Annotated in this window: 9 protein-coding genes and 1 pseudogene; 8 read left to right on the top strand and 2 right to left on the bottom strand. The window is 60.4% G+C overall.

Annotated elements, in window-relative coordinates; genetic code table 11:
* The first annotated feature begins 314 nt into the window (after nt 1–314).
* The 3 genes from ACT3TP_RS18260 to ACT3TP_RS18250 are packed head-to-tail and all read left to right on the top strand — an operon-like array spanning nt 315 to nt 2496.
* Nucleotides 315–560 (top strand): hypothetical protein, encoded by a 246-nt coding sequence (locus ACT3TP_RS18260; protein WP_444621246.1) that lies wholly within the window; start codon nt 315–317, stop codon nt 558–560.
* A 50-nt stretch (nt 561–610) separates the two neighbouring features.
* Complete coding sequence (locus ACT3TP_RS18255) at nt 611–1555, top strand: Clp protease N-terminal domain-containing protein (RefSeq protein ID WP_444621245.1); 945 nt, start codon at nt 611–613, stop codon at nt 1553–1555.
* A 53-nt stretch (nt 1556–1608) separates the two neighbouring features.
* A complete protein-coding gene (locus tag ACT3TP_RS18250) occupies nt 1609–2496 on the top strand; it encodes a macrolide 2'-phosphotransferase (RefSeq protein WP_444621244.1) in 888 nt (295 codons plus the stop codon).
* 84 nt (nt 2497–2580) lie between these two features.
* Here ACT3TP_RS18250 and ACT3TP_RS18245 read toward each other — a convergent pair whose 3' ends face one another.
* The gene (locus tag ACT3TP_RS18245; RefSeq protein WP_444621243.1) at nt 2581–3111 is read right to left on the bottom strand and encodes a 2'-5' RNA ligase family protein; all 531 of its coding nucleotides are present in this window, start codon (nt 3109–3111) and stop codon (nt 2581–2583) included.
* 274 nt (nt 3112–3385) lie between these two features.
* Nucleotides 3386–3910, bottom strand: coding sequence for a GNAT family N-acetyltransferase (locus ACT3TP_RS18240; RefSeq protein WP_444621242.1), 525 nt, complete (start codon nt 3908–3910; stop codon nt 3386–3388).
* 108 nt (nt 3911–4018) lie between these two features.
* On the opposite strand from ACT3TP_RS18240, the gene ACT3TP_RS18235 reads away from it, so the two are divergent.
* The 5 genes and pseudogenes from ACT3TP_RS18235 to ACT3TP_RS18215 form a co-directional block, all read left to right on the top strand.
* On the top strand, nt 4019–4396 hold the full coding sequence (locus ACT3TP_RS18235; protein WP_444621241.1) for a PadR family transcriptional regulator: 378 nt from the start codon (nt 4019–4021) through the stop codon (nt 4394–4396).
* Complete coding sequence (locus ACT3TP_RS18230) at nt 4393–5475, top strand: hypothetical protein (RefSeq protein WP_444621240.1); 1083 nt, start codon at nt 4393–4395, stop codon at nt 5473–5475. The genes ACT3TP_RS18235 and ACT3TP_RS18230 overlap by 4 nt, the downstream gene beginning before the upstream one ends.
* A 136-nt stretch (nt 5476–5611) precedes the next feature.
* Nucleotides 5612–6319: a histidine phosphatase family protein gene (locus ACT3TP_RS18225; protein WP_444621239.1), complete on the top strand. Its 708-nt coding sequence runs from the start codon at nt 5612–5614 to the stop codon at nt 6317–6319.
* Between the two features lie 9 nt (nt 6320–6328).
* Entirely contained in the window at nt 6329–6889 is a 561-nt protein-coding gene (locus ACT3TP_RS18220) for a DUF3090 family protein (protein WP_444621238.1), read from the top strand.
* Nucleotides 6889–7199 (top strand): annotated as a pseudogene (locus tag ACT3TP_RS18215) (SCO1664 family protein); the annotation flags it as partial. The gene ACT3TP_RS18220 and the pseudogene ACT3TP_RS18215, both read left to right, overlap by 1 nt.

Here is a 7199-nt window from a genome sequence, read left to right as displayed (position 1 = left end):
AGTTTGGCGGCCGAATATCTGGAAACGATCTCCTTGAACGGCGCGAGTCGATGAAGTTCCGGAAAAGGCGCAAGTGAGCGGAACTAACTTCAAAGTTCGGCGTGCACTAGCCCGACACAAGTTCGGCAGCGTCGCTGCTGCTATATGGGAAAACGTCTCTCAGAATGCAGGTCCTTCTTGGCATTGCTAGATCCCGATGCGGACCCCTACCGCGTCGCCACACCGAACAATCCCAGACAAGCCCATCCCCGCCTACGCCACTCGCTTAGCAATCTTTGTTGACAGAGACTTGGTTGGCAACGTAGGTTGACAGCATGGAGTCAACACAGATCACCACGGTCGCGGCAGACACCAGCGATCCACGCTCCGGGCTTCGCGCTATCGCTTCCCTGCGTGCACTCGCCGAGAGGCTCGAACTCGCGCAAGTTGAGGCGGCCCTGCGCTCGGGCATGAGCTGGCAGAACATTGCCGACGCGCTCGGGGTCTCCCGCCAGGCAGCGCACAAGAAGTACGCGAAGAAGGTCGATCAGACTATCCCCGTAGCAAGGAGGGCCCATTGAGCAAGTTCAGCGACGCGGCAACTACATCGCACACGCTCTCGCTCGCCGCCATGGAGGAAGCCTCCCGCATCGGACAGCGCACCGCCGACATCGAGCATCTGCTTCTTGCACTCGTCCTCAGCGAGCAGAGCGCCGGACAGGTCCTGCGAAGCATGGGGATCACTCTTGAATCGGCAAGAGCTGCCGTCAACGAGCAGCATTCGGCACAACTCGCCTCGCTGGGCATCGATAACGGACACCCTTCACAAGGGCGGATCGTCTTCCATGAAACCGGTGGCTACGAATGGAGCGACCGCGCGTTAGCCGTGATCAAACGCGCGAGCGGCGGCGGGCGTCGGGGAACTGCCGCTGACGTACTGGGTGAACTCATGACGGAGCCGAGCGGCATGATCGACCAAATACTACGGCGGCTAAATACGGCACCCGATCAGGTGATCGCGCTAATCGATGAAGCCCAGCACTTCACTGCCTTCAAGCCACGACACAGCATTCGGCCGGGCCAACGTTCAGGAAGCATCGAGGCATTTATTCCCGCTGCCGTTGAACAGGTCTGGGCATTGCTCTACAAACCATCGCGGATGCCTCAGTGGGAACCGACCATCAATGAAATCGCCGGCAAGAATCCACTGGGACGCATCCAGATTGGCGAACGCTGGAGCGCACGCACTCGCACGCAGCGGCCCGATGGCAAGCAGATTCGAATCAAGCCTGAATTCCAGACCCAGGATGTCGCGCTTGTCGCATGCACAGACGCAACATTGATCGAGTGGCAGTTCACCTTTCCGGATTCGGCACGGGCCAACATCAAGCGAATACGTATTGAGTTGGAGCCTGCCGCTGGCGGCACCCAGCTTCATATCCACCTGCGCTGGGAATGCAATTCAACCCATCCCATGCGCCCATTGATCGACCTGCTCCTTCGCCCGCTCGTTCGTTTGGGGATCTGGATGCAGCTGTCGCAACTGAGTGGTGGCATCGGCCGAGTTTTCCGCTAAGTGCTCCACGCTCTGCTATGTACTTTTCCCGCTCAACCCGCAAGGGTGGAGCCATGGAAAACTCTGCGATTCGAGAAATTTGTGCGCTGGCCGAGATCCACGGATTGACGCTGGATCCTTCGAGTATCACCATCAACGAACTCGGCTTGGATTTCCAGGTCGCCATCGGCACCACAAATTCCGGCGATTCCTGGGTGCTGCGTATTCCACGCCGCCCCGATGTCACCGAACGCGCGGCGGTAGAAGGCCGGCTGCTTCACTGCCTGGCGCCGTACCTGGACGTGGCGATTCCCGATTGGAAAATCCATAGCGAGCAGTTGATCGCCTATCCGCTCTTGCCCGGTGAACCGGGACTCAACCTTGACGCGGCAGGGCAGCCACAGTGGCATTTCGACCTGGAATCCCGGCACTACGCGCACTGCCTGGCAGATGTGCTTGCGCAATTGCACGCGGTCGATCCACGGGTTGTTGCCGACAGCGGGATCGAGGTGTTCACTCCCGACTCCGTGCGCCAACGCAAGCGCGAGGACATCGCCACAGTAGTGAACGAATTCGAGGTATCCCCAGATCTGCAGGACCGCTGGAACGCCTGGTTGGCCGATGACCGGTACTGGCCGCAGCACACCACCGTGACCCATGGAGAAATTTATCCCGCGCACCAGCTGATGACCGGCGAGCGCATCGACAGCATACTGGACTGGACCACCGCGGCCATCGGCGACCCGGCCCGGGATTTCGTCTTCCACCAGGCCAGCGTTTCTCCGCAGGCGTTCGATGCCACCGTGGCCCGGTATGTAGCTCAGGGCGGGGTGGTTTCTCCGCTTTTGGCGGAGCACTGCGCCGAACTTTTCAGTACCGCCGCCGTTGATTACGGCCTCTTCGCACTGCAGACCGGAGCCGACGAACATCTCAAGGCCGCAGCGGCCCAGCTCAATTCCTAGGCCGACTGCCCAGAGACTTTGCAGCTTCGCTGAATGCCGGACTTTGTCCATGGCTGTCCCGCCGGTTGCTGCAATCTTGTCCGCTTAGGTTCTTGTCTCGTGAGCGTTGCTCGCCTCGGCAAGTACGGTGAGCTCACCGCTGATTGGTTTCCACAGTGCCGCCCGAATAGCGGTGAGGTGCTCCAAATTCCGTGGAGTCAGCTCATCCAACGCACGAATATAGTCCGGGACGATCTCTCGTGGCAGCCGCAGGCCCATCGTCAGATGCGGAGTCCATCTCGACCCTCGACCATCCGGGTTCAGCGCACTAATCTCACGTGCAGCGAATTCCAGCTCTTCGGAAGTTTCAAGCAACCAGGCGACGGTTTGCTTCCGCTTCGTTCCGAAAACAACCGTGCCCACACGTTCCAGCCGTGCCGGGATCAGCGCAGGAAGCAACCGCGCAGCACATTGCGCAACCTCATCGGCCATTGCAGGCGAAAAAGTGATGGTGATATGCGGCGTCTGCTGTTGCACCGGAAACCCACGCTCGGAAAGACGCGCGAACACCTCGCGGATCTGCTGCTCCTCGGCATCCGCCAATCGCAGCAAGATGTTTTCTGGCGAGCTTCTCATCAGCGCTTCCTTATCCTGCACCTTATCCCTTGACGGCGTCAGTTTACCGGTTGGGCCTCCCCACCATATCGTTCATGGAGCGGGTCGATGAACAGGCAGAGGTATTCCCAATAACTCTCGTTGGCCGAGGTAAACAACAGAGTGCTTACTCCCTTGGCTTTGCCACAGCTTAGAGCGCAATGCTTGAGGCAGTTCAAGGGCTTTCCGGCGGTCCATATAATTGCGCGAATCCCGAATTGCAGTGCGGTACAGATCATATCCGAGAATAGTCGGTTCAGCTTCGAGGCCCAGTCGGTATGTTCGGGGATAGCGGCTTCACCATGATCAGACAAGGCGTATCTTCGCCCCACAGGTCGGTCTCCTCCAAAGCAAGGAAACCGCACTTTTCATAAAAGTGGCGTGTGCGTCGATATCCTTCATCCGGATGCGGTGCTCCGAGGGTCTTCACTTCCAGCAGCTTGACCCCGTTGCCGATCGCTTCGGCTTCGAGCGCCTCAACCATCGCACTGCCCACGCCGGATCCATGGAATTCACGGTCGACAACTGTCAGATGGATTTCCGCGACATGCGGAAAATGCCGGTCGACCAGCGTGAGTCCGATGACTTTCCCTGCGTTGTCGCGAACCGTCCAGGTTTCTTTGGTGCGCGCGGCGTCGATGTACTCCGCATTGGATTCAGGCTGCCCAAACCACTCGGGAACGGTTGACAACAATCGTGCGGTATCTTCCGGGAGCTGGGCATCACGTCCCGCCGTCCAAGGTGCACCATTCATCTTCACAACCGCATCGACCTTTCGCAAAGCGCGCTAACCGTCCTATTTGAGCGTAGCCCAGCCATCGGTCGGCAAAGCAACAGTCACCACAAATTTCGTGGTTTAAATATCTAGATACACGTTATACTTAGATACATGAACGACGATGAGGTGAAACCGGAATGGCCGTCAACATGGACCCGCGCCGCACTGGGAACGGCTGTTCTCGCCAGTCTTGAGAATGGGCCGCTGCACGGGTACGGAATCGCGCAGGCAGTTAACGAACTTGGCTTCGGGCGCCCAAAAGGCGGATCCCTCTACCCGCTGCTAACCGGCCTGGAAAACGATGGCGCCGTGATCGCGCAATGGGAACAAGGGCAGAACGGCCCCGGAAAACGCAACTATGCACTGACTCCGCCCGGGTATACAAGACTCCAAGAGGAACGCCGGGCCTGGCATGCCCTGGCCGAATCGCTAGGCGCACCAAAACCAGCTACTGACAACGACTCTGACCTCCAAGGAAAGAAGCCATGACTCAGCATTCCCCTGAACCACTCACCGAGCTTGATCTCGCCGCGCTCATCGAAGAATTTCGCGCGGCCCGGGGAGCGGAAAGCGACGTTGAGTGGCTGCGAACCGTTGCAGGTCGGCTCATGATCGACGGTGTTAAGATTTCCACCGCCAAAGAGGCACTCATCAAGCTTTTGCCGGTACTCAGAGATGCGCAGGAACCGGCGGAAGACCTGTTTGGGGATCCAAAGGTCTGGGCCAAGGATCAGCAGGAGCGCTGGCAGCAGTCCGGAACCCCTGCCTACGACCGGCACGAACTGCTCTCCACGGGGCAGTTCACGCAAGCCGTCTGCTTCAGCGCGACATTGATTGCGGTAGCAGTAACCATTGTTGCGCTGATCGACGATGGGTGGACAGCACGCTTGAGCTGGATGATGTTCGCCCTTCCCTTCTTCTTGGCAGCAGCAACCATAGGCCTAGTGCAGGTTTGGAATCTGGCGGTGCGCAAATTTACGCGCCCGATGGCGATGGTCTGGACCGCGGTGTCCTTAATCGTTGGCACTCTTGCCCTCAGCTCTCTCGCCATGCTCTTGCAAGGTTCGGCTGGGACAGGAAGCGTTCTTTGGTATCTGGCACCGGTGCCGCCGTACGTGCTCATTCACTACGCAATCGGCGTCGTCCTGAAGCGCAACCCAAAGGCCGCTGCGCGCATCGCGCCGGAAGCCGCTGCAGTTTCTCAAGACGAATGGGTGGGCGAGCTTCAGGCGAATCTCCGGCTTCGCGGTGATCTCAGTGACCGGCGGATTCGCGTGATCGTGAACGAAACCCGCGCCTACGCTGCGGAGGCCGAGGCATCTCTGCAGGAGGAATTCGGCACTCCGGCCAGCTATGCGGCCAGCTTCACACCGAATGAGCCCTATCGCGCACGCCGTGCGGCGTGGGCCTGGACAGCTGGCAGCGCACTGATCGCGGCGCTCATCGTGGTTTCGATCCTCAACGCGCAATCATTTGTGACCTGGCGGACAACGATATTCGCAGCATTGCTGGTCGGCACCCTCTGCTACGCAGTGCAGAGCTGGCGGGCATCTTTCAAGAATCGGTAGCGTCGAGCAATAAAGCGGAGTTCGCATCCGACTTCGAAGCCCAGTTTTCGCCAAGCCTTGCAGTTGCATGATTCCGTCACGGGCAACAGTGGAGCGGTCGCTGTGTTTGCCGATGGCAAGTGGATAGGCTGGGTGGATGGCAACAGTTCTTCTCGTGCGGCACGGCCGCACCACAGCCAACGCCACGGGCCTGCTGGCCGGCCGGGCGTCCGGCGTCAATCTGGATCAGACCGGGATGGATCAGGCGGCACTGGCCGGAGAGCGGCTCGCCCAAGTGCCCTTAGCCGGGGTGGTCTCGAGCCCGCTGGAACGCTGCCAGCAAACCGCACGCTACATTCTGGACCGCCAGGCCGGCGCTCCCTACGCGCCCACCGATCTTGATCTCACCGAATGCGACTACGGCCAGTGGCAGGGCCGCACGCTCAGCGAGCTGGCGACCGAAGACCTCTGGCCGGTGGTGCAGTCGCAACCCTCGGCAGTCACCTTTCCCGGCGGTGAATCCATGGCACTGATGCAGGCGCGATCGGTCGCGGCGATTCGACGCCACGATGCGGCTTTTGAAGCCGAGCACGGGCCAGAGGCCGTGTGGGTTGCGGTGAGCCATGGGGATATCATCAAGTCAGTTCTCGCCGACGCGCTCGGCATGCACCTTGACCTGTTCCAGCGCATTAATGTGGGCCCAGCCTCCATCTCGATCGTGCGCTACGGCGCCAGTCGGCCAAGTGTCTACGCGATGAACACCGATGCGGGTGATCTGTCCTGGCTGGCCAAGGGCCTCCACTCGGCAGATGCCCCGGTGGGCGGCGGCGCAGGGCAACAGACACCACGGACTTCAGGAGCCTAGAATATTTATATGCCTACACGTATTCACGAATTTTCCTGGCCCGATCGGGTCGTCGTTGGCGTCACCGGCCTTCCAGGGTCGCGTACGTTCTACCTGCAGGTGCGCGCGGGCAAGCAGCTTGTGAGCATCGTGCTGGAAAAGCAGCAGTCGGCCCAGCTCGCGGAGAATATCGATGACATTCTCGACCAGCTCCTCAGCGTCGACGGCAACCCGTTCAGCATTCCCACCGGCACTCCCCCTGAACTTGTCGACAATGACCCGATTGAGGAAGACCAGGAGCAGTTCCGCGCTGGCGCAATGAGCCTGGGCTGGGACCCATCCACGTCCCAGATCGTGATCGAGGCCCATCCCCTCGCCGCGGAAGATCCCGATGCGCAGCTCGGCGAGGAGTCGCTTCACCCCGACGAGGCCGAGGAGACCGAAATGCTGCGCGTCCGGATGCCGGTGGGCACCGCCCGCGCATTCGCCAAGCGCACCCGCGAGATCGTAGATGCCGGGCGTCCGATGTGCCTGCTGTGCGGTTATCCGGTGGACGCCGACGGACACACCTGCACCGTTCCCGAAAGCTGATGCACGTGGCCGATCTGATGACCACCGAGCTCACGCTCACTGGCCGGCTCACTACCGCGTCAAATGCAACCTTTCTTGGCAGCATCGGCGAGACGGTGGTCGTCTACAAACCGATCGCCGGCGAAAGTCCGCTGTGGGACTTTCCCCAGGGAACGCTGGCCCACCGGGAGGTGGCCGCCTACTTGGTCTCGCAGGCCCTGGGCTGGGGCGTGGTGCCCCGCACCTGGCTGCGCGATGGCCCGCTCGGCGTTGGAATGGTGCAGCTCTGGAAGGAGCCGGATCCCGCCCAGGATGCCGTGAACCTGATCGC

Origin of the sequence: Glutamicibacter sp. AOP38-B1-38, from assembly GCF_052377485.1 — a bacterium.
Classification (GTDB): domain Bacteria; phylum Actinomycetota; class Actinomycetes; order Actinomycetales; family Micrococcaceae; genus Glutamicibacter.
This window is presented reverse-complemented; position numbering and strand designations above follow the sequence as displayed.